Origin of the sequence: Intestinibacillus sp. Marseille-P6563, from assembly GCF_900604335.1 — a bacterium.
GTDB lineage: Bacteria > Bacillota > Clostridia > Oscillospirales > Butyricicoccaceae > Butyricicoccus_B.
Map to the genome: position 1 here is coordinate 1,019,135 of NZ_UWOD01000001.1, position 20,739 is coordinate 1,039,873.

The 20,739-nt window shown below is 47.2% G+C and carries 18 protein-coding genes, 1 tRNA gene and 1 pseudogene; 10 read left to right on the forward strand and 10 right to left on the reverse strand.

Annotated features, from left to right (window positions below):
* Nucleotide 1 precedes the first annotated feature (1 nt).
* From EFB11_RS05340 to EFB11_RS05355, 4 genes are read right to left on the reverse strand one after another with little or no spacing between them, the layout of a single operon-like run.
* Nucleotides 2-643 carry a hypothetical protein gene (locus tag EFB11_RS05340; protein ID WP_122789259.1) on the reverse strand — a complete coding sequence of 214 codons (642 nt, stop codon included), beginning with the start codon at nucleotides 641-643 and terminating at the stop codon, nucleotides 2-4.
* Nucleotides 644-656: 13 nt separating this feature from the next.
* Nucleotides 657-2,768, reverse strand: a complete 2,112-nt coding sequence (locus EFB11_RS05345) for a sensor histidine kinase (protein ID WP_122789260.1) — start codon at nucleotides 2,766-2,768, stop codon at nucleotides 657-659.
* Nucleotides 2,747-4,072: a DNA cytosine methyltransferase gene (locus EFB11_RS05350; protein WP_243115162.1), complete on the reverse strand. Its 1,326-nt coding sequence runs from the start codon at nucleotides 4,070-4,072 to the stop codon at nucleotides 2,747-2,749. The genes EFB11_RS05345 and EFB11_RS05350 overlap by 22 nt, the downstream gene beginning before the upstream one ends.
* Nucleotides 4,033-5,016 (reverse strand): Fic family protein, encoded by a 984-nt coding sequence (locus tag EFB11_RS05355; protein ID WP_122789262.1) that lies wholly within the window; start codon nucleotides 5,014-5,016, stop codon nucleotides 4,033-4,035. Before EFB11_RS05355 ends, EFB11_RS05350 begins: the two co-directional genes overlap by 40 nt.
* Nucleotides 5,017-5,374: 358 nt before the next feature.
* Between EFB11_RS05355 and EFB11_RS05360 the strand changes: the two genes are divergently transcribed.
* The 3 genes and pseudogenes from EFB11_RS05360 to EFB11_RS05370 all read left to right on the forward strand — a co-directional run.
* Nucleotides 5,375-6,268 carry a DUF6017 domain-containing protein gene (locus EFB11_RS05360; protein ID WP_122789263.1) on the forward strand — a complete coding sequence of 298 codons (894 nt, stop codon included), beginning with the start codon at nucleotides 5,375-5,377 and terminating at the stop codon, nucleotides 6,266-6,268.
* A 6-nt stretch (nucleotides 6,269-6,274) separates the two neighbouring features.
* Entirely contained in the window at nucleotides 6,275-6,763 is a 489-nt protein-coding gene (locus EFB11_RS05365) for a PcfB family protein (protein WP_122789264.1), read from the forward strand.
* Nucleotides 6,760-7,026, forward strand: a pseudogene (locus EFB11_RS05370) (conjugal transfer protein TraG); the annotation flags it as partial. The gene EFB11_RS05365 and the pseudogene EFB11_RS05370, both read left to right, overlap by 4 nt.
* Here EFB11_RS05370 and EFB11_RS05375 read toward each other — a convergent pair.
* The 5 genes from EFB11_RS05375 to EFB11_RS05400 all read right to left on the reverse strand — a co-directional run bounded on the left by EFB11_RS05375 (nucleotide 6,974) and on the right by EFB11_RS05400 (nucleotide 10,909).
* Nucleotides 6,974-7,399: a hypothetical protein gene (locus tag EFB11_RS05375; RefSeq protein ID WP_243115163.1), complete on the reverse strand. Its 426-nt coding sequence runs from the start codon at nucleotides 7,397-7,399 to the stop codon at nucleotides 6,974-6,976. The pseudogene EFB11_RS05370 and the gene EFB11_RS05375 overlap by 53 nt on opposite strands.
* A 13-nt stretch (nucleotides 7,400-7,412) precedes the next feature.
* A complete protein-coding gene (locus EFB11_RS05380) occupies nucleotides 7,413-8,336 on the reverse strand; it encodes a ParB/RepB/Spo0J family partition protein (RefSeq protein ID WP_016147836.1) in 924 nt (307 codons plus the stop codon).
* A complete protein-coding gene (locus EFB11_RS05385; RefSeq protein WP_206424165.1) occupies nucleotides 8,293-9,120 on the reverse strand; it encodes a ParA family protein in 828 nt (275 codons plus the stop codon). The genes EFB11_RS05380 and EFB11_RS05385 overlap by 44 nt, the downstream gene beginning before the upstream one ends.
* Before the next feature lie 51 nt (nucleotides 9,121-9,171).
* Nucleotides 9,172-10,059 carry a DUF6017 domain-containing protein gene (locus tag EFB11_RS05390; protein WP_122789267.1) on the reverse strand — a complete coding sequence of 296 codons (888 nt, stop codon included), beginning with the start codon at nucleotides 10,057-10,059 and terminating at the stop codon, nucleotides 9,172-9,174.
* Between the two features lie 773 nt (nucleotides 10,060-10,832).
* Nucleotides 10,833-10,909 (reverse strand) — tRNA-Arg (locus tag EFB11_RS05400).
* 785 nt (nucleotides 10,910-11,694) lie between these two features.
* Between EFB11_RS05400 and EFB11_RS05405 the strand changes: the two genes are divergently transcribed.
* The 5 genes from EFB11_RS05405 to EFB11_RS05425 all read left to right on the forward strand — a co-directional run bounded on the left by EFB11_RS05405 (nucleotide 11,695) and on the right by EFB11_RS05425 (nucleotide 16,816).
* Nucleotides 11,695-13,074 (forward strand): pyruvate carboxylase subunit B, encoded by a 1,380-nt coding sequence (locus EFB11_RS05405; RefSeq protein ID WP_122789269.1) that lies wholly within the window; start codon nucleotides 11,695-11,697, stop codon nucleotides 13,072-13,074.
* A gap of 1 nt (nucleotide 13,075) precedes the next feature.
* On the forward strand, nucleotides 13,076-13,408 hold the full coding sequence (locus EFB11_RS05410; protein WP_122789270.1) for an OadG family protein: 333 nt from the start codon (nucleotides 13,076-13,078) through the stop codon (nucleotides 13,406-13,408).
* A gap of 18 nt (nucleotides 13,409-13,426) precedes the next feature.
* Nucleotides 13,427-13,810, forward strand: coding sequence for a biotin/lipoyl-containing protein (locus EFB11_RS05415; RefSeq protein WP_442906825.1), 384 nt, complete (start codon nucleotides 13,427-13,429; stop codon nucleotides 13,808-13,810).
* A 15-nt stretch (nucleotides 13,811-13,825) separates the two neighbouring features.
* Nucleotides 13,826-14,995 carry a sodium ion-translocating decarboxylase subunit beta gene (locus tag EFB11_RS05420; RefSeq protein ID WP_122789272.1) on the forward strand — a complete coding sequence of 390 codons (1,170 nt, stop codon included), beginning with the start codon at nucleotides 13,826-13,828 and terminating at the stop codon, nucleotides 14,993-14,995.
* 486 nt (nucleotides 14,996-15,481) lie between these two features.
* Nucleotides 15,482-16,816 carry a copper amine oxidase N-terminal domain-containing protein gene (locus EFB11_RS05425; RefSeq protein WP_122789273.1) on the forward strand — a complete coding sequence of 445 codons (1,335 nt, stop codon included), beginning with the start codon at nucleotides 15,482-15,484 and terminating at the stop codon, nucleotides 16,814-16,816.
* 81 nt (nucleotides 16,817-16,897) lie between these two features.
* On the opposite strand, the gene EFB11_RS05430 is transcribed toward EFB11_RS05425, so the two are convergent.
* On the reverse strand, nucleotides 16,898-17,800 hold the full coding sequence (locus tag EFB11_RS05430) for an AraC family transcriptional regulator (RefSeq protein ID WP_122789274.1): 903 nt from the start codon (nucleotides 17,798-17,800) through the stop codon (nucleotides 16,898-16,900).
* A gap of 406 nt (nucleotides 17,801-18,206) precedes the next feature.
* Here EFB11_RS05430 and EFB11_RS05435 point away from each other — a divergent pair, with 406 nt between their 5' ends.
* Nucleotides 18,207-19,628: an MFS transporter gene (locus tag EFB11_RS05435; protein WP_122789275.1), complete on the forward strand. Its 1,422-nt coding sequence runs from the start codon at nucleotides 18,207-18,209 to the stop codon at nucleotides 19,626-19,628.
* Nucleotides 19,629-19,668: 40 nt separating this feature from the next.
* Nucleotides 19,669-20,733 carry a zinc-dependent alcohol dehydrogenase gene (locus tag EFB11_RS05440; protein ID WP_122789276.1) on the forward strand — a complete coding sequence of 355 codons (1,065 nt, stop codon included), beginning with the start codon at nucleotides 19,669-19,671 and terminating at the stop codon, nucleotides 20,731-20,733.
* Nucleotides 20,734-20,739 lie beyond the last annotated feature (6 nt).

The window sequence follows — 20,739 nt, forward strand, 5'->3', positions numbered from 1 at the left end:
GCTATTGCTCTCCACCAAATTTCATGAAATACGAAATAATTGTCGAATAAATCTCTTCTCTAAACTTTTCCCCGACGGCTGTTCCCAACCGCAATTCTTGAAGCAATTGATTGGCGGAAATGGATTTCCCTTCAATATAAAAAACTCCATTTTCTCCATAATTACATATTAAATCTTCCATGCTAACTAATACCGTATCCAGTTCCTCAATGGCACTTTTTATTGCTTTTGATAAACGAGGAACTTCACGGTTTGTAATTGCAAAGATTTTTAATTCATTTATAATCTGAACAAAATCAAGCGCCGACAAATCAAAGTTTCCTTCTCCATCAAAATTAAAGGAACCTGAGTAAAAAATAATTTTTGTTCTACGATTATTTTCACGATATCGCTTCAAAAGGGTAAACCCAAATCGTGATTCTTCATAATTTTGGAAGTTATAGTCTTCGCCACTTAGCGCACAGTCAAACATTACTATATCGCAAGAGTAGTTTTTTAGACTATCAACTTCTGATTGCTTTGATAATATTTTATATTCAATCTTGACCCCGTCTAAGTTAAGCATTTGTTTTACAGCATGCAGCACTGGATCCAATGTGTCTGGATTGTCATCAATTGCAACAATACGAAATGTCTTATCCACATTAAGCCCTCCTTCAATAATTAATAGGAAAAGTTAGTTCAAATAATGCACCGCCTAATGTTCCGTTTTTTATATAAGATATGTCGCCACCTTGTTCTTTCATATAGGCTAAAGTGCTAGCTAAGCCTATTCCGGTTCCTCCTGTTCTGGAAAAGGTCACATTAAAAATAAATGGAGCATCCTCGTCTTTGATACCACAACCATTATCTTCAAAATAAACTTTTAAATAGTCGCCAGAGAGCTTCATAGAAACTTTTATCTTTGGGCTTGTCACATCTTTTAAAGCCTTCATAGAATTATTCATTAAATTATCTAGTACAGTTCGGAAACCGTCTATATTACACTTACATCGATTGTAAATGATATCTTTAAATTCAAATTCTATTTTTGGATAGACAAGCTTTTTTTCTTCAATAAAACTACGAATTACCTCAGCAAGAATAGTGTATTCCTTCTTATTGCGTTTGGGTGATGTTCTTTTCAATGCTGCAAATATCATACGAGAAATATCACTCGCAACTTTTTTTGCACCCGAAGTATCAAATTCAAGGCCTTTATTTTGCGCTTCAATTTCAATGGAGATTACCATAGCATTAAGAGCATCCAACTTGTTTTTAACCGCATGGATCAAGTCATATAACATAGTTTCTGTTCCTACAATTTTTTCCATCACGATTAAACGTTTTGATAGTTCTTTGTTTGCTTGTTCAACCTGTTGAATGTTTTTTTCTATGGTTCCAAAAGACTTCAATGTCTGTCCAATTACCAATTCTTTTTTTTGCTGCGGAATATCTATATCATCGTATAATTGTGGAAGGTCTTTTTTAAAAGATAAAAGGTCTTTTTTAATATCTTCTACAGTTGTCTGAATTACTTTTCCTTGTTTTTGAGCCTCGGTTTTTATTCTAGAAAATATAAATTCTTGTAAAAGGTCTAAAATTTTCCATATAAAATCTTTAAAATCAGAAAATTCTTGTGTATCTTCATTTAAGCCTTGACGATTTGTTGCATCTTTAAGTGCTGGATTTTGAGATTTGGTAATTTGAACATATCCAATAATATCTCGAGTACCCAGCGAACGAAATACAGCTTGTGCATGTTTGTTATCAATTCCAAGCCAGTCATTTTCCATTTCACCATAAGGCAATATTCTAAAATTATCACGAAATAGTTTAATATTGCCATACTCTCGTGTGGTAATGCCATTGTGCCTTGCAAATGCACGCTTTGCAGCTGCATCCATATATAAAATTTTGATTCCTACGGGGCCGAAAGACGGCTTATTTACAGAAATGGAGTTATTTACTGTAGTAAGATCGTCAAACAACTGATAGGTTAATGCACCATCACCTGATAATTTTGCATTGATACCTGTAGTAGCATATTCAAGAGAGTCATTTATGATTTTTTCACTATGGTCACCAAATTTAAGAATGATGCAAAAATCGTCTTGCTCTTGAGCAAATGGAGAGATCATTCTTTTAAGGTGCCTTTTAAGATTTAAAATGTCAGCATTTGTCCAAAAATCTCTAAGATCAGATATTTCCAACCGAACGCCAGTTTTTAAAGGCACTTCATTTTGTGTGACGTTACACTCAAACTCGATATCCTGTAGCTTTTTTGTATGATCATCAAGACGGCTCCAATCGATATCTAAAACAGCGGTTTCAAAGCCATTGTTCCCAGTCGAAATCATCCGCAACTTTGAACCTAGCCTATCACAGCCAAATCGACCAATGCCTTTTTCGCCGTTCATAACGCGTTTAATAACCCTAGTTCCACGTTTAGAGTTCCTCTCAATGGAACCTTCTTTACTTGTTGTCCCAATTTCCATCCAATTTGATTTTATTTCGGAGAACGACATTCCACAGCCATCATCAGAAATAATAATCTTGGATAATGGATTTGAAACAACAGTATCGCGCTTGCCTCGACTATTTAACTCTTTATCTGTTCCTGTAGTTTGAAAATTAATAAATTCTATACACACATTACTTGCAAATGCATCATAAGAATTTTTGATCAATTCAAATACAGCTATTATGTTATTGGTAATAAGTTCCCGTCCCACCAATTTTCCAAGTTTAGCATTCGTGCTAAAACTTAGTTTTTCTCGTATCTCCATTGTTCTACCTCACTTAAAACACAACCCACTTGTTCAGCAAATATTGGGGGAATTGCATTAGCAACTTGAGTATATCTAGGGACCTCTAACTTTCTCGCCTTTCCTCCAGTTGTATATTTTCCTTTGAATTCGAAATCATCTGGAAAACTTTGTATTCTGGCATGTTCTCTAACCGTCATAATCCTCGGCTCAGAATAATGGATTAAATCATCAGGAATGGATGTAATAGTAGGACAAATTGTATCAGGTTTAAGTGGGGTAATCCCCCTTTTTTTCAAACCTTTAACCAAGTTTTGTTCAGGAGCGATTCTAACAGATGTTTTTGTCGCCTCCATTATTTCTTTTAATAATTCTACAGTTTCTTTCCTTTGATTTGCAAAACGATGACTATCCGGTATTGCTTTTTCTGCAATGTGTTCTCTCATAACTTTTTGATAAGGCGTATCAATTTTTCCGTAGATTCCATTAAAAAATCCTTTTGAGTCCCTACTTTCTACTACACCATGCTTCTTTTCTAGATCCCCAATAGCATCTTTAATTGATACAGGTCCTTTGTAACCTTTTTTACGCAAAAAGCTTTCTCGACCGTTCTCCAATCTTTCGAAAAATTTTTCTGCATTGCCATTTTTTATTCCAAATAGAATAAAGCGTATGCGGTTTTGTGGCACACCATAGTCTGCCATCGTGATCATCCGAAAAGCAACAGAATATCCCTCTTCTTCAAGTGCCGAAACCAATTTTTGAGAATATGGAATTCCCTTTATTTTGGGATTTGTTGAACTTTTAAAGCCGATTGTGAATCCGTGAACATTTTCAAAAAATATCATTTGAGGTTGCACTAATTTGATAAATTCAATATATGAATTCATTAATTGATTGCGCACATCGTCTGTTTTTCTTTGGCCCGCTAACGAAAAACCTTGACACGGTGGACCTCCAACAACCAAAGAAACGGTATTTCTTAAAGATATTAGCTCCTTACGTTTGTCACGTAGTAGATCGTTTATATCAAGGTTCTTTACATCGAGCCAGTCAGGCCAAGCAAAATGATTGCACCGATCAATAAGATTAAACTTCAATGTGGAAAATGCAATATCATTTTTTTCTACTGCAAATAGCCCTTTTAGTCCCGCTTTATATAAGCCTAAAGATAGGCCTCCACATCCAGCAAATAAATCTATATATAACATTTTTTCACCATACTTTTTGCGCAGGTTGGATGGATTCCAACTTTTAACACAAAATAATCTATTCAAATATCCATTTACATTAATTGATAAGCCCAGTGTCCATTGACTCGGCATTTAATTAAAGTACCCTCTTCAACCAATCTGCCAAGGATTCTATTGGCTGTAGCTGCTGATACATCGCATAACGCCCTAACATTGGCATTCATAATATAATTATGGTTTTTTAAGTATGACTCGATTTTACTCGAACGGATTGAGGCCTTATCCGTTGGTTTATCTTCCATTCCATTCATCCTACTGATGGTTTCTACAAGAGCTGTTTTGATAACAGACAACATAAATTCGATAAACACTGTGGACTCACCAGTGTCGTTTGATTTATTGATTGCCGCATAGTAATCCTTTTGTTTGGAGTAGATAATGGAGTCTACTGGAATCCAAGCAAAGTCAGAATTCCACTGAGATAACAGTAATGTATGCCAAAGACGACCAAGCCGACGATTTTCATCTATAAAAGGATGAATTCTATCGAACTCATAATGGAACACACAACTGCGGATTAACATATGCAAGTCGCTATTCTTTGTCCAATCCAGCAGCTCCTTCACCAAGTCAGACATATACTGGGGCAATACTCCGCAATGAACAATGTATCCTTCTTGATTCATTACTCCAGTAGGGTGGAAACGAAATTTCTCTGATTCCTCGACTAATCCATGCATCATTATTCCGTGTGCCATGAGCAAGTCATCTACTGAGTATGGGTTTAATTTATCCAATCTTTCATAAAGCTCATAGGTATTTTTGACTTTGGCAATGTCTTTTGGGGGAGCAAAAATCTGCTTTCCATTAAGCACCGCTATAACTTGCTCCAGACCAAGCGTATTCTTTTCAATAGCAAGAGAGCTGTAAATGGTGCGAATGCGGTTGCCTCGGCACAATGAAGCGTTATTAGAAACACAGTCAGAAAGTGACATTTTTCCAACCAACTCCGCGATTTCTGCTACATAATCAATCATATTATTCGTAATCTGAAATAGGGGTTGCTTGCTATTCATAGAACACCTCATGGTTTGAGTATATTAAATTAATTATATCATTTTATTCCATCAACAGCAACACATCTCTCATTCCATCAATCATATAATGTTCTTTCTGCACGCCACAGGGTATCCCTGTGGCGTTTTTACATCAAATTTATTTCCCGTCGTATCTTTCAAATTTTTGATTTCTATGAGTCAATTATTATTTTTTCAAAACTGCATCGAAAGGAGCCCAAATTCCATGTTTTTCTTCCACAATCAGCCGAAAGACCACTGCCCATAGGTTTTCCCCTCCGAGGTATCCGGGCGGCATAGAGGCTGCCTTTGCTCTAAAAATTAACACTTTTCCAGACCGCCGAAGGGAGGTGATACCATGGCGGTATTTCGCATTGAGAAAACCCGCAACTATACGGTGATGTCCAACCACCACCTGCGCAACGCGGGGCTGTCCCTGAAATCCAAAGGGCTGCTCTCCATGATGCTGTCCTTGCCGGAGGACTGGAACTACACCACCAGGGGCTTGGCTAAAATCTGCAAGGAGGGCACGGACAGCATTGGCTCCGCCCTGAAGGAGCTGGAACGGGCCGGGTACATAGTCCGCAACCGGCTCCGGGACAGTAAGGGCAAGATCGTGGATGTGGAGTATGTCATCTACGAGACACCCCGTTCCCCGGACACGGGCCAGCCGTGTGAGGACGAGCCGGATACGGCTTGTCCAGATACGGAAAACCCGGATATGGATAACCCATGTCTGGAAAACCGGCCGCAATTAAATAAAGAGAAAAGAAATCCTGAAGAACAAAATACTGATTTATTAAGTACGAAAGGATCAAATCCTATCCAATCAAGCCCCCAAATCCCCACAGGGGTTAGCCGGACCGGACGGGACTGGATGCGGGAGCGAGAAGTCTATCGGGAACTGATTTTGGAGAACATTGAGTACGACATCCTCATACAGAACGAGCGCATGGACCGTGACCGTCTGGACGAGCTGGTGGAGCTCATGGTGGATACCGTCTGTTCCCGCAGGGAGACGATCCGCATTGCCGGGGACGACTATCCGGCAGAGGTGGTCAAATCCCGGTTCCTGAAGCTGAACAGTTCTCACATCGAGTATGTGTTGGACCGTATGCGGGAGAACACCACCTATGTCCGCAACATCAAGAAATATCTGCTGGCTGCCCTGTATAACGCCCCGGCCACCATCGACAGTTACTATGCGTCCCTGGTGAACCACGACCTGTACGGCAGCGGAGAAAGGAGATGATGACTTATGCAGGAAGAAGTCACCCAGCGCACCGTTGCCCTCTGTGTGGAGGCCACCAAGCTCTCCGCCGGGATGCTGCAACAGGCCATGAAAAAAGTGCTGGACGAGATGCAGAAAGGAGTGACCGGCCACAAGACCAAGCTGCACCACGGCAAGCAGACCCTCCGGCAGCTTATGAAGCACAACACCGGCGTTTCCAACATTGAGATTACCGATCAGAATATCCGGGCCTTTTCCGCCACCGCCAAGAAATACGGCATTGACTTTGCACTGAAAAAGGATACCAGCGGCGAGATACCCCGCTACCTGGTGTTCTTCAAGGGCCGGGATGCCGACGTCATCACGGCGGCTTTTCGGGAGTTTTCCGCAAAGAACCTGGAGAAAGAGAAAAAGCCCTCTATCCGCAAGGAACTGGCTCAGGCAAAGCAGCAGTCCAAAGCCCAGCACCGCCAGCGGGAGAAGGTCAAGACCAAAGACCGGGGTGTGGAATTATGACGGTTGACTTGAAGAAGGTTCTCATCCTCAACCTTCCGTATCTGCTGTTCGTGTATCTCTTTGATAAGCTCTGCCAGGCGGTGCGCCTTGCGCCCGGCCTTGACGCCTCTGAAAAGTTCCTGCATTTGAGCCAGGGCTTTACGGGGGCGTTTTCTTATGCGGCACCAAGCCTGCATCCGCTGGACCTGCTGGCAGGTATTGCCGGGGCGGTCATCGTCCGGCTGGCGGTGTACGCCAAAGGGAAAAACGCCCGCAAATACCGTAGTAGAAGTCACCGGACTTGATGACCATGCTGACGTTGTGTACCAGAGCAAAACTCATATCTTCCAGCAGCCACAGCTCCCGATTATAGGAAGTATCGGTCATGTCGTAAATGCCGATTTCCATATCCGAATAAATCAGACAAGCTCTCTGCATGAACAGTTCCTTGCCACGGTACTCGAATCCACGGTCGATATTGGTTTTTACGACATACTCATACGGTGTTTCTGCCTTATCTCGGAGAGCCATACAAACTTCCGGCAGACACAAGGCAGCACAGCCGACTTCTTCTTCATCATACGCTTCATAGTCCTCTGGCTGAAACAGATCAAACAGCCACTTCAAAGCATCGCTCATTTCTTTTTCTGTAAACATTTATGCGTCCTCCTTATCTCTCCATAGATTTCTCACGTTTTCGCTGCCATTGTTCGAGCAGTTTTATAATGGTGTCCTCCATTTGCTTTGGGGTATAAGATTTGGGGAAATACTTACGAAGTACATCATGTTTAATTGTTACCCTATCCAATTCACCCTTTTTTTCCTCAGACATGATTGCACACATGGCATCCAAACTGCATTTTCCTTCCTGGCTAAATTTTTTCAGACGTTGCGCCTGGGACAGAGAAGGGGTGGATTGTGCATAGTCCATTGCTTCCAGAAAGTCTTGCTGTTCCTCTGGTTTCAGATAAGAAATTTCGACCGCAGGGTTAAAGGCGATCTTCTTTTCATCTACCATATCCAACAGCTCAGGAATGAGATTTGTGAGTCGAATATAGCGTTTTACATTGTCACTACTCATTCCGCTTTCTTCACCTATGATGGCGGTCGTTAACTTCGGTGCAACTTGCACCGAAGTTAAATCAGTGCGCATACCCTGGCGCTTCATTGCATCCAATTTCATTTTGAAAGCAAAAGCTCTCTCACTGGGGAGGAGTGTTTCCCTTTGCAGATTGGAATCTACCATCAAAATTGTGGCTGCATCATCGTCCATATCCCGTACAATCACCGGCATGGTGTCTTTGCCAGCAAGCTCAGAAGCATGGTGGCGGCGATGTCCAGCGATTATCTCATATCCACCTTCCGGACGGGGACGGGCGATTGCAGGAGTCATAACACCAAACTGTGCGATACTTTCGACAGTTTTCTGCATAGCTTCATCATCCAGCACTTTGAAGGGGTGTCCCTTAAAAGGGTGGAGTTCAGAAAGCGGAATTTCCTGCACTCGTTCCTGTTGAGCTTCCTCTCGTGACTGGTCGGTCTGGAAAATATCATCGTAGCTGCTCAAGCTGATGTTTCCGCCTTTTTTCGGCATTGCTCAACACCTCCTTCGTCAATACTCGATAGGCATCAGCTACTTTGCCTTTCGGATCATGCTTGAAAATACTGGTTCCTTCTGCACTGATTTCTTCAGCACGAACCGAACGGGGAATATCTGTCTTATAAACTTTGAGTTTGCCACCATAATTTTCCCGAATCAGATTACTGATGTCTTTGGAGTAATTCGTGCGGCTATCTACCATTGTCAGCAGAATGCCCTCAATTCGCAGCTTCGGATTGATTTGGCGGCGCACCTTATTGATAGTCTGTAAAAGCTGCTCCAAGCCTTTCGCAGGGAGATATGCCGCCTGAACTGGAATCAGTACGTTGTCTGCCGCAGCCAGTGCATTAACTGTAAGCATACCCAAAGAGGGCATACAGTCCAGAAGAATGAAATCATAGTTCTGTTTTACGGTATCCAGGTATTGCTTGAGAATAGTTTCTCGACTCATAGCATTAACCAACGATACCTCCAAACCGGATAACTCAATGTTGGCAGGCATCAAGTCAACACCTTCCGGATGATGCAGAATGCCTTCGCCAGGAGCAATAGGCTGCTCTGAAAGGATTTTCCCCATCATATCCGATAATGTTGGAGAAAGCTGATCAGGAACAGGATGACCGAGGCAAATAGTGAGCGATGCTTGTGGATCAGTGTCTACCAAAAGCACTTTTTTACCTTCCATTGCCAAACCAACCCCCAGATTCTCGCAGGTAGTTGTTTTTCCTGTTCCGCCTTTCTGGTTAACTACTGCCAGGACAGTTGCTTTTGCCAAAATTCATCACCTTACCTTTCCTAATTGTTTCTCTCATTTCTATATCACCACCTTTCAAATTAAACCAGAAGCCATATCATGCCGCACATCGGCGTCAATTTTTATATCTATCGTGACTGGAGCATTATACAAAGCAGCAAGAGCATATTGTTTGGGGTTGCGGATTTTGGTTGTGTTGTCCTTAAAGCAGTCTAGTACATAGCGAATGTGCTCGGAATTTAACTTCATCAAACGACTTCGTACAACCTCAGCTGGCTTATCATCACTGGCTACCCGAATTAACTTTCGTTTGCTACATACGGTTTCAACCAATATTTCCAAAATGCTTTCCAGGACTTCTTTATCATAGGGAAATTCCCTGAAAAGATAGTCCATTTCAAGTTCTTCATAAAAATACTGATAGTAGCTCTGAAATTCCTCATCCTTTTCCACATCCCTTCCAGAAAAATCGGAAGATAGGATAGGATCAGTATCACTATACTCAGTATCTTTAATATCAGTATTATTACCTTGTGCTTTTGACAACTCTTGAAGTGTTTTATCGACAGTTCCAGAATTGTCCTTTTGACAATTCAAGAATTGTCTTTCCACAGAGTTATCCACAAAGTTTTTTACATAGATATAATTGGGCTTCCCCAGTCCAATACGTTTGCGTTCGATCAAGCCACATTTGTTTTCCAGCTCATGCAAGAGCTTTACTGCTTTTTTCTCTGCACATCCAAGTGCGCCTTTAATTTCTTCAATCGTGAATATGATGTAGACCCGACCAAGTTCATCCACCCATCCGTTTTTTGCCGATAAATTCATACGGTCAAGCATAATACCATAGAGCAGTTTTGCATCAGAAGATATATTCGAGAATTTTTCGTCTGTAAACAGAACTTTGGGAACCCGATAGAATGAAAATAGCTCTGCCTGCTGTCCGTAGAAATAATCATACATTGCTCCTCCTCACCGCCTTTTTCCTGAAGAATCTTTCTGTGCTTAGAGGAGCCATTTTAAGAGTGCCATCCCTGATACGATAAGGACAGCGAACAAGGATCATCGCCAGTAATCGCAACTTCATTTTCCATCACCCCTTTCCGATGACCTCACGCAAGAGCTTTTTCGTACACCACCCAATGCAAGGCTGCGCTCGCCCATAAGGGCATCCATCGCAATCGCTTTTAAGTTTAGGCGGCGGTGAAATCCGATAGTAACAGTTTGCTTTGCCCAGGCTGCATCCTGTCCTTTTGTTTTTCCAGTAGTAGCAGTATCGACAGTCGCTTGGTTTATCAGCGGCATATTGTGTTTTCATGATTCAAATACCTCCTTTCCTCCAGTCGCTTCAGAAGCAGTCTGGAAACAAAAAAAGAGTGTCTATTCACTCCCTAATAAGGGAGAAATAAACACTCTATGTAAACGAAAAAATATTAGATTGTATTTGGCATAACGACGTAGGACACGCAACAGCCACCTTTTTAATTAGCAAGGTTTTTTGCACCATTTTGGCTCTGATTAGCAGGAATGCCTTTCTGATTAGCAAAAACAGGCTTTTTCTTGCTAATGATTAGCTGGAAATTTTGTTTTTTCACCAGAGTTCGATGTCTGTTTGTGGTGCTACAAAAAATTTTTTTAAGTAATCACAGCTCTAAGATTAGATGCGGTGCTCATCTGCGACTGAAAACAAATAAAGCCGAAAACCCTTGAAAATAAAGGCTTTCGGCGTTATGAGCTGGCGTCCATAAGAGGATTTGAACCTCCGACCCCTCGCTTAGGAGGCGAGTGCTCTATCCAGCTGAGCTATATGGACGTGTCTAATATATGATTATAGCCCGACCAAAGTCGAACTGCAATCCCTTATTCAATTTTATCCAGTTGAGCGTTATAACATGACCTTAGGAGGCGGACCCTCTATCCTGGTGAGGTACGGGGGCATATACAGAAATTATTCAATTTTACAAGGCTCCGGGATTCGAACGGTTCGATTGTTAGGAGGCGACCGCTCTATCCAACTGAGCTACGGGGGCTTATACAGAAAATATTCAATTTTGCAGGGCTCCAGGATTCGATGTTAGGAGACAGGCCCTTTATCGCAGAGAATTTTCACGGCATGTTCTGGAAATATTTTGCCATCCATGTTATTTCTGTTTACAACATTCTGCGGGTTTTACTCTTTCAAGTTGCTTTCATCTGGAACGTATGGAATTTTTATGTATTTCCGAAAGGGTCCGCACAAAATTTTTCCGTAGAAATTATCAAAATATACAATGCTTTGTTTTTTTAGGCAATATGTAACCACAGTATTTTTAATCATATCGTATTCTGATTCAAAAGTCAACCTATTGTCCTAATCTTACAAAAACTTCAGATAAACTTGTCCTTTTTCTACCGTGTACCATCGAATTCCTTGCCGTTTTTTACGTGTTTTTATCCATGTAATTCAAAAATAATCGCAAGATTCTTGTGAAGATATCATAAAAAAAGATGAAATAGTTATTTCCTATGACCGATTCCTATGTTATGATAAAGTTAGTTCATTTTGGTCGTTTTCTTCGGCCATTCGAATAATTATGCTGTAAAGGGAAGTGAACAGCGATGAAAATTCATTTTACCGAAACCGTCTTGCGCGATGCAAACCAGTCGCTCATGGCGACACGGTTGCGTATGCAGGATTTTACAGACATCCTGGATACCATCGATCAAGCCGGTTACCACTCCATTGAATGCTGGGGCGGCGCAACATTTGATTCATGTTTGCGTTACCTGAGCGAAGATCCGTGGGAACGTCTGCGCACCATTAAAAAGCATATGAAGAATACCAAGCTTCAAATGTTGCTGCGCGGCCAGAACCTGCTCGGATATCACCATTATTCGGACGATATGGTGCGCCGGTTCGTGCGCGCATCGATCGAAAATGGCATGGATATCATTCGTATCTTCGATGCACTCAATGACTTGCGCAACATCCGTACGGCGGTCGATGAATGTCTGAAAGCCGGCGGTCATGCACAGGGCACGATTTGTTACACCCTCTCCCCAATTCACAATCTGGAGATGTATGTGGGACTGGGCAAGGAAATCGAAGCCATGGGCTGTCAATCGTTGTGCATTAAGGATATGGCGGGCATTATGAGTCCCAAGGAATGCTTTGATCTGGTCACCGAGCTGAAAAAACAGGTCAAGATTCCGATCTATGTCCACACCCATCAGACGACCGGGTTGGGCTTTATGACCTATCTCAAGGCTGCCGAAGCCGGAGCAGACGGCATTGACTGTGCGATCTCCGCCTTCGCCGGTGGTACCAGCCAGCCGGCAACCGAAACCATGGCCTATACCCTGTCCCAGATGGGCTTTGATTGCGGCGTTGATTCCAAGGTGCTCAAAAAAATCAATGACTTCTTCCTGCCAGAAGAACGGGAATTCATTGAAAACGGTACCTTCGATCCTTCGGTGCTGGCGGTCAAGGCCGACGCCCTGGTCTATCAGATTCCGGGCGGCATGCTGTCCAACCTGATGGCGCAGCTCAAGGCACAGGGCGCTCTCGACCGACTGGATGAAGTGTTGGAAGAGACTCCCCGCGTCCGTGCAGACCTCGGCTATCCGCCGCTGGTCACCCCCCTCTCGCAGATGGTTGGTGTCCAGGCGACGGTCAATGTCCTGGTCGGTGAACGGTACAAAAACATCGGTAAGGAAATCAAGGCGTATATCAAGGGCGAATACGGCAAGGCGCCCGGCCCGATCGATCCGGACCTGATGAAAAAAGTTCTGGGCGATGAGCCGCCGTTTACCGGCCGCTATGCCGAAACGCTGGAGCCTGAGTTTGAAAAAGCCAAGGCCGAACTGGGCAATCGTGCAGAATCTGATCTGGATGTTTTGTCCTATATCTGTTTCCCGCAGCAGGCGCTGCACTTCTTTGAAGAGCGCGAACTGAAAAAAGCGCTCGTCGCAACGTATACCATCGAGGAGGTAAAGTAAGATGGGCAATCTTTCTGGCGGCGCATTTCTGGTCGCCCTCTCTGGTATCGTGATCGTTTTCATGATGTTGGCCATCCTGTGTTTGATGATCCCGGTGATTTCCAAGATCGTGCAATCCGTCCAGCGGCCTGTTGTCCGCGAACGGGTGGCAACCACGCAGAAGGCCGCGTCCGCAGCTGCACCGGCTCCCGCTCCGGCAGTGACCGCGGTTTCGGGCGATGTCAAGCTGATCGACGTGGATGAGAAAACAGCCGCTTGTATCATGGCGATCGTCAGCCATGAAACCGGCATTCCGCTTTCCGAACTGATCTTTAAGACCATCAAGGCGCTCTAACGCAGGGGGAACCAAATTATGAAATATGTTGTTACACTCAATGGAAAAAAATATGAAGTTGAAGTAGAAAAAGGGCAGGCAACCGCGGTTTACGCCGGACAGGCAACCGCTCCGGCTCCGGCAGCTGCTCCGGCCGCACCGGCGGCAGCTCCTGCTCCCGCTCCGGCTGCCGCTGCACCCGCAGGGGCTGGCGATCCGGTTGCAGCACCGATGCCTGGCACCATCCTGGACGTTCGCTGCTCCAATGGGCAGACGGTCAAGAAGGGTGACGTTCTGTTCATCCTGGAAGCCATGAAAATGGAAAATGAAATTTTTGCACCCAAGAACGGTACCATCACCTCGGTCATGGCAAGCAAGGGGGCAGCGGTCGACACAGGCACCGTCCTGTGCACGCTGGCATAAAGGGGGCTTATCACCATGAATGATTTCTCCTTTTTTGGCACCTTGCAACGCATCTTGGAAGAATCCGGCTTTGCGGCCTTTTTGTCTGACCCGCGCAGCCTGATCATGATCGTTGTCGCCTGTGTCCTGCTGTATTTGGGCATCGGCAAAAAATTCGAACCTCTGCTGCTCGTACCGATTGCATTCGGCATCCTGCTGGCGAACTTCCCGCTCACCGGCCTGCTCAATGCACCGGCTATCGCAGCCGACGGTGCGGTTACCAGCCCCGGTTTTCTGTGGGTCATCTATCAGGGCGTACAACACGCCATTTATCCGTCCATCATCTTCCTGGGCATCGGTGCGATGACCGACTTTGGTCCGCTGATCGCCCGCCCCTCTTCGCTGCTGCTGGGCGCAGCCGCACAGTTTGGTATCTTTACCGCCTTCCTGCTGGCACTGGCTCTGGGCTTTGACCCGGCGGTTGCGGCAGCGATTGGTGTTATCGGCGGCGCAGACGGCCCGACGGCCATCCTGACCGCTTCCAAGCTGGCAGCCGATTATCTACCGGCCATCGCCATTGCAGCGTATTCCTACATGGCGCTGATTCCGCTCATCCAGCCGCCGCTCATGCGTCTGATGACCACGCCCAAGGAACGCGAAGTCAAGATGGAGCAGCTCCGCCCGGTTTCCAAAGTCGAGAAGATCGTTTTCCCGATCGCGGTTGCTGTGTTTGTCATCCTGCTGCTGCCGGATACCGCTCCGCTGATCGGTATGCTCATGCTGGGCAACCTGTTCCGCGAATGCGGCGTGACCGAGCGCTTGTCCGATACTGCACAGAACGCTCTGTGTAATATCATAACCATCTTCCTGGGTCTGTCGGTCGGCTGCAAAGCCACAGCGACCACCTTCCTGACCTGGGATACCATCAAGATCATCATTCTGGGTCTGCTCGCCTTCATGCTGTCTACGGTCGGCGGCCTGCTGTTCGGCAAGGTTATGTACCGGCTGTCAGGCGGCAAGATCAACCCGCTCATCGGTTCGGCCGGTGTATCGGCGGTGCCGATGGCCGCGCGCGTATCGCAGGTCGAAGGACAAAAGGCCAATCCGGCCAACTTCCTGCTCATGCACGCCATGGGTCCGAACGTTGCCGGTGTTATCGGCTCTGCGGTTGCCGCAGGCTTTATGATCAAGGTATTTGGCGGCTGATACGCCGTATGTTGCAACCTGCTGGGACATGTTCCTGGCAGGTTGTCTTATTGCAGAAAAGCGGCGGCCTTGCTCGGGCCGCCGCTTTTCCATCAGGGGGTTAAAACCAAAAGAAAAAAGAAAAGGGGAAATGTAAGATATGTTCAAAAGAGAAAAAGGGGGGATGAAGCAGCGGAAGGTCTGCCAAGGGGGGAAAGGCGTTTTACCCTTCCGCGCTTCAGAAAAAAGGGGGAAATAGGGGGTTAGGGGTAAAATAGAATGTGCGGTACGTTGTATACCTCTTCTGCTTTACGAGTACAGTATACCATCGACTTGCCTTCCAATTATGAACATACTATGAATGGACTGTGAAACAATTTTAAAATTGGATTTTCGTCCGTTTCCCCCCTTTGCCCTTGTGTTTCCCCGGCGTTTGTGTTACCCTTAATTTGGTGGACGCCGGCGGCGCTGCGTCCCAAAATTTCCGAATAAAGCGAGGTTTTTCCCATGAAGCATGCCCTTTTTCGTCCTTTGGGCACGTTATTTTGCTCGGCTCTGCTGCTCGGTGCATTGAGCATTCCGGCCCAGGCGGCAAACAACATCACCGTGAAAGTCGACGATCAGACGGTCGCATTTACCGACGCTTATCCCCTTCTACGGGATGACCGGACCTATGTTCCCTTCCGCGCCATCTTTGAAGAGATGGATGCTGCAGTCACCTGGGACAATGCGACCCAGACGGTCACCGCCACGCGGGACGGCCGAGATGTCCGCTTCCAGATCGGCAAGACCGATGTGACCATTACCGAAGATGGGCAGACTCAGACGATCTCGACCGATGCCGCTCCCTTTATCGAGGGCAGCCGGACCTATGTCCCCATTCGCTTTGCTTCCGAGGCCTTTGGCGCCTGTGTCGATTGGGTACAGTCCAGCCAGACGGTGCTGATCGTGGACGTGGCGGCCCTGGCGGATGATGCCTATGCCGCGTCGTTTGGCCGCATGGACCAATACCTGGACTTTACGGCATCCGATACTGCCCAGGCGGTCCAGGGTGATTTCTCGTTTGATATGCAATACAAAGCCGCGATGGGTGACCTGCCGGTGCAACTGACAGGCACGGTTTCCGGTTCGTCGAATGCCGATGCTTCCGAACTGGCCGGTCAGGTGCAGGCCGATGTGACCGCCTTGCGCGAAGCCATTGAAAAAAATGAAGGCGCGGACGTGATCGACAGCGAAATCGAATCGCTGCTGCAAAGTCTGGCCAACACCTCGTATCAGGTGATTTTCAGCCGTGCCGACCGCACGCTGTATCTGTCGGGTGCGCTGATGACCGAACTTGGCGCGGCATCCGACGGCTGGATGGCTTTCCCCTTTGATACGTTTGCCGGACAGGCGGGCGGCGATCTGCTGGCCGCGCCGGCACAGGAGCATTTTGCCGACGTTATCGCCAGCCAGGCGCAGCAACTGGACCTGGAAGGCGCCCCCAATGCCACCGTACAGACCGTGCGTACCTTCCTGGAACAGGCCAAGGCCACCTATGGCGATACCGCTTTCCAAACTTCGGGCAATCAGGCCGTGCTGTCGACGGGCAGCTACCGCATCACGCTGACCTATGATGCAGCAAACACGGTCGAACGGGCCCAGGTTTCCGGACAAGCCCAGGCCGATGGTACAACTTATGGCATGGAAATCGACCAGACAGCAAGCGGCTCGACCCTGACGCTGACCGTACAGGGCGGCTCCACCTCCGACCTGTCGATGAAAATTACGCTGACCCAGGCCGACGGCGGCAAGACCCCTGTGTCCCGGCCGTCTGGTTCGGTCACCACCTGGACGAACTAAAAACAGCCTCTGCTTTCTTTGGACGGCAGAGGCTTTCTTTTTGCATAAAAAAGCGGCAGGTTTCGACCTGCCGCTTTTTTCTTATGTACGGTCCTTGCGATACCGCGCCCGAAATTCGGAAACCGTTGTCCCTTCGATCTCTTTGAAGAGCTGGTACAGCATTTTGGGCGAGGAAAACCCGACCAGTTCGGAAATCTTTTCGGCCGGATAGTTGGTGTCCATGAGATAATTTTTGGCATAGTTGAGGCGGTAGATATTCAGGGTCCGCTTGAAACTCTGCCCGAAATATTCTTCAAACACGCGGTTGATGTGCCGTGGGGACACATAGAACACATCGGCGATATCTTGCAGGGAAATATTTTTGTTATAGTTGGCGTGCATGTACTTGGTCATGGCAATGGCCAGGTTGATATTGGAAGGCACTGCCTCCTCCTGTTTGGCCGAAACCAGATGGCGGAAAATCGTGATGAGATACTGCTGATACAGCGCGTTGATCATCTGGTTCTTGCCCGGCCGGTCGGAACCGATCTCCTCCCCCAGCTTCTTGAGCACGGCATTGCTTTGGAAACGGTCTTTGCAGATGAAATGGGTGTGCTCCTCAAAATACCGCAGCGCTGCCGACAGGAACTCCAATTCCGATTGTACGCCCTTACTGCGGCTCTTGGACGAGTTGGCCGTGGGCGGCGTAAAGACGAACACGACATACTGCTTGAGCAGCGTCGGCTCATAGACCGTGTAATGATGCACGCCCGGCCGGATAACAGCAAAGGAATCGGCAGTGAGTACGTGCTGTTCCCCATCGATCATCAGGTGCTGCATCCCGCTCAGGCAGTAATAGATCTCATAGCAGTCGTGCACATGCTGAAACTCCACGCAGGTCTGATCGAGCATGTCCGCGTAGTTGACCACAAAATCTAGCGTGCCCATGCTCATGCGCACCAGATTGGGATTATAAAACGGATATTGCCTTTGTTGATACTTCATGCGGTCTTTTCTCCCTCCTATCCATATCCGCAGTCCCTTTTTTCTTATTATGATACCATAAATTTCGTTTTTAAAAAATATCTCTTGTGCAGAATGCCCGCCGAAAAAGGTCCTGTTTTTCGGCAATCATGTCCGTTTTTCACACAATGTTAAATAAATCACAGTTTTTTTTCGTTTTTCTGTATTTATTGCACAATATTCTGCCAGTGCGTATTGTGGAAGTTCACAAATATGCCGGTGATTCCAGACATTTTGCTTGGCAAACCTGTCTGTTTTCGGAATTGTTTCCGCACCGTCCGTCCGTTTACAATAAGAGCACAGACAGAAGAAGAAATCCAGAACAGAAAGGAGGGCAGTTCTTCAAACCCGCAATTATGGAAGAGAAAAGGGAGGTCAGCATTCTGCCATGAATCATAAGGATCCATCCACTTGGAAAACCACATCATCCCAGTACGGTTACTACAAACTGAACAAAAAAGAAGTACTCGGTTACTCCTCCATCGACTTTGCAATGAACCTGGTGTTCCAGTGCATTGCGCTTTACATCAGCTATTTCTACACCGATATTTTCGGGCTCAAACCCGGACATGTCGCCATTATCTTCGCGGTATCCCGCATTTGGGACGCAATCAACGACCCGATGATGGGCACGATCTGCGAACGCCTGCAGCCTAAGAAGGGCAAATACTGGATTTACATCCGCTGGGGCGCCATTCCATTCGGTCTGGCCGCCATCATGACCTACACCACCCCGAACTTCAGCTATGGCATGAAGGTTGTTTGGGCAGTCGTTGGTTACAACCTGCTGAACATGCTCTATACCTTCATCATCCAGCCGTACATCTCGGCGGCCACGCTGATGACCAATGACCAGCACGAACGTACCCGCCTGCAGTCCATCCGCATGACGCTGGCACAGGCCGGCGGCGTTGTCTGCGCAATCATGCTGCCGGAGCTTTCGAACTTCTTCTCCGAAGGCATGGGCATGACGCTGGCACAGGGCTACATGCTCACCACCGTCATCATGGCGATCATCATGGTCGCGATCTTACTCTGGGGTTCCAGCCAGATCGTAGAACGCATCGCGGCTCCCCCGATCGACCCGAACAACAAGGCAAGCGTCAAGGACGTTTTCTACCTGCTGTTCCGCGTTGGTCCGGTATTCGTCACCTTCGTCCTGTTCCTCGGTGTTTACACCATGAGCCAGGTACAGTCCACCATGGGTGCTTACTACATCAACTACTACGCAAATCGCAGCGACATGCTTTCGTGGTTCTCCATGATTATGATGCTGTTCTCGGTCATCGGCGTACCGTGCGTGCCGTATCTGACCAAGCGTCTGCATAAAAAAGGCACGGTTATGTTTGGTCTCGCAGTTGCCGGCATCGGCTGCCTGCTGCTGTACCTCATGCCGACCACGGCGATCACCGGTATGATGATCTCCCGCGCCATCACCGGTTACGGCTACGGCGTGCTGATGGGCATCTGCTGGTCGGTCATCACCGACCCGGTCGAATACGCAGACTGGAAGACCGGCAAGCGCTACACGGCCATCGTTATGACGCTGGTTGGCCTGGGCATCAAGTTCTCCATGATCGTTGGCGGCTCGCTGCCGACCGCGGTTCTGGAAGCAACCGGCTATGTCGCCAACCAGGCACAAAATGAAACCACCCTGACTGCCATCCGCGTGATGACCACCCTGCTGCCGCTCGGCGCGGTTGTGGTTGCCATGTTGGTATACGGCTTATTCTACCATCTGAACGAAGAAAAAATCCGTCAGATCCAAGAGGATATTGCCAAGCGCAATGCCCAGATGGCGGCAAAATAAGCAAACCCACCACCCACACGGAGCAAAGGAGTTACAAACTATGAAGGTTGTATGTGCAACAAGAGTCGGCAATATGAAAGACCCGAACCCGGAAACCCGGGGCACGGTCGGCATCGTCGATATGCCGATCAAGGAACTGAAAGATGACGAAGTGCTCATCAAGGTTGCGTACTGCGGCATCTGCGGCAGCGACCCGCACGTGGTCGACGGCTGCTTCAACAAGCCGGAAGACGCACCGTTCGGCATCGGCCATGAGATGTCCGGCGTCATCGTCAAACTTGGCAAGAACGCCACGGCCAAGGGCCTGAAGGTCGGCGACCGTGTGGGCGGCAACTTCCTGGGCTACTGCGGCAAGTGCTATCAGTGCTCGATCGGCCACCCCGAATACTGCACCAACATCGGCAACGAGCCGTGCATGGCCGAATATGTCGTCTGGAACGAATCGCAGGTCTGCAAGCTGCCCGACAGCGTCAGCCTGCGCGAAGGCAGCCTGATGGAGCCGCTCTCCATTGCCGTTCGTGCGATGGATAAGATCGGCATGCTGGTCGGCAAGCGCGTGCTGATTTCGGGCGGCGGCCCGATCGGCCAGCTGTGTGCACAGCTCGCAGCCAAGTATGGCGCTGCGGAACTGACCATGTCCGAGCCGGTCGAAAGCCGCTGCGAGCTGGCCAAGAAGATCGGCGTGGAGCACATCATCAACCCGATCACCGAAGACATCGTGGAACGCGCCATGGAGATCACAAACGGTCTGGGCTATGATGTCATTCTGGAATGCTCGGCCGTTCCGAGCGCAGCCGTCAACATGCTCAAGGTTTCGGCCAAGTATGCGAACATCCTGTATGTCGCCCAGTTCCCGGTCGATTACGAGATGCCGCTGAACCTGTTTGAGTACTGCTACATGCGCCAGGTCAACATCACAGGCATGTACTGCGCACACTTCAACTTTGAGCGCACGGCCGAATACCTCAAGTATGTCGATCTGTCTGCCTTTACGGCTGACGAACAGGTCTATGACATCGACGACGTCGAAGAGGCGTTCAAAATGCATCTGACCAGCAAGTATCCCAAGATCCTCATTCGCTGCAACAAGTTCGAGGGCGAATAAACCGAA

What these genes read in the sequence shown, in the direction of transcription:
- EFB11_RS05345 (WP_122789260.1), bottom strand. Translation starts at nt 2,768, where the DNA reads ATGGAGATACGAGAAAAACTAAGTTTTAGCACGAATGCTAAACTTGGA.
- EFB11_RS05350 (WP_243115162.1), bottom strand. Translation starts at nt 4,072, where the DNA reads ATGCCGAGTCAATGGACACTGGGCTTATCAATTAATGTAAATGGATAT.
- EFB11_RS05355 (WP_122789262.1), bottom strand. Translation starts at nt 5,016, where the DNA reads ATGAATAGCAAGCAACCCCTATTTCAGATTACGAATAATATGATTGAT.
- EFB11_RS05360 (WP_122789263.1), top strand. Translation starts at nt 5,375, where the DNA reads ATGGCGGTATTTCGCATTGAGAAAACCCGCAACTATACGGTGATGTCC.
- EFB11_RS05365 (WP_122789264.1), top strand. Translation starts at nt 6,275, where the DNA reads ATGCAGGAAGAAGTCACCCAGCGCACCGTTGCCCTCTGTGTGGAGGCC.
- EFB11_RS05375 (WP_243115163.1), bottom strand. Translation starts at nt 7,399, where the DNA reads ATGTTTACAGAAAAAGAAATGAGCGATGCTTTGAAGTGGCTGTTTGAT.
- EFB11_RS05380 (WP_016147836.1), bottom strand. Translation starts at nt 8,336, where the DNA reads ATGCCGAAAAAAGGCGGAAACATCAGCTTGAGCAGCTACGATGATATT.
- EFB11_RS05390 (WP_122789267.1), bottom strand. Translation starts at nt 10,059, where the DNA reads ATGTATGATTATTTCTACGGACAGCAGGCAGAGCTATTTTCATTCTAT.
- EFB11_RS05405 (WP_122789269.1), top strand. Translation starts at nt 11,695, where the DNA reads ATGAAAATTCATTTTACCGAAACCGTCTTGCGCGATGCAAACCAGTCG.
- EFB11_RS05410 (WP_122789270.1), top strand. Translation starts at nt 13,076, where the DNA reads ATGGGCAATCTTTCTGGCGGCGCATTTCTGGTCGCCCTCTCTGGTATC.
- EFB11_RS05415 (WP_442906825.1), top strand. Translation starts at nt 13,427, where the DNA reads ATGAAATATGTTGTTACACTCAATGGAAAAAAATATGAAGTTGAAGTA.
- EFB11_RS05420 (WP_122789272.1), top strand. Translation starts at nt 13,826, where the DNA reads ATGAATGATTTCTCCTTTTTTGGCACCTTGCAACGCATCTTGGAAGAA.
- EFB11_RS05425 (WP_122789273.1), top strand. Translation starts at nt 15,482, where the DNA reads ATGAAGCATGCCCTTTTTCGTCCTTTGGGCACGTTATTTTGCTCGGCT.
- EFB11_RS05430 (WP_122789274.1), bottom strand. Translation starts at nt 17,800, where the DNA reads ATGAAGTATCAACAAAGGCAATATCCGTTTTATAATCCCAATCTGGTG.
- EFB11_RS05435 (WP_122789275.1), top strand. Translation starts at nt 18,207, where the DNA reads ATGAATCATAAGGATCCATCCACTTGGAAAACCACATCATCCCAGTAC.
- EFB11_RS05440 (WP_122789276.1), top strand. Translation starts at nt 19,669, where the DNA reads ATGAAGGTTGTATGTGCAACAAGAGTCGGCAATATGAAAGACCCGAAC.